The organism is Alcanivorax sp. HI0044 (assembly GCF_001634945.1).
In genome coordinates, this window is record NZ_LWEZ01001731.1 from 1 (window position 1) to 687 (window position 687).

Annotated in this window: 1 protein-coding gene; it reads right to left on the reverse strand. The window is 61.9% G+C overall.

Going from position 1 to position 687, the window contains the following annotated elements; all coding sequences use genetic code 11:
* Nucleotides 1-139: 139 nt before the first annotated feature.
* Nucleotides 140-687 (reverse strand): TetR/AcrR family transcriptional regulator (locus tag A3730_RS26025; protein ID WP_063539285.1); only part of this gene is annotated, 548 nt, incomplete at its 5' end.

Sequence of the window (687 nt, forward strand, 5' to 3'; positions counted from 1 at the left end):
TCATGCTGGGCCCCGGTATTAACGCGGGGCAGGGTCCGGGCCACCGGAAACACGACCCGGCGGGATAAATATACGAAGTAAAATTTACACCGTACATTTATAGAGTCAAGTCTGCCGATGTGGGGATTGAGCGGATTGGTCAGGAATCCAGAGTGGGCGGGGTGACCTGCATGCCGGCGTAGAGGGTGCGCATGATCTTCTCGCGCAGGGTGTCGCCGTCCATGCCGCGCAGGCCGCTGGCCAGTTCCAGCACCACGATGCCATGGAGGTTGGCCCAGAACATATAGCCGATCAGCTGGGCATCGCCCTTGAGCAGGCCAGCCTCAATCATCTCGCGCACATAGCCCACCATGGTTTCCTGGGCACGGCCATTGGCGGCCTGCAGTTCCGGGTAACGGTCTTCGTCGGGCTGGGAAAAGGAGAAAATCAGCTGGTAGGCAGCGGGGTGCGACTTGGCAAACCCCACGTAGGCATCACCCACGGCGCGGCCTTTACTGCGGGCGTCGGGGGCGCTGGCCACGGCGGTTTCCAGTGTGGCAGCAAAGCGGTTGAAGGCGGCGGCGCGGACGGTGGCCAGAATGTCATCCTTGTCGCGGAAATAGCGGTAGGGCGTCATCGGGCTCACCCCCACTTCGCTGGCGATCTGACGCATGGTCACATTCTGGGGGCCACGTTCGATGAACAGAC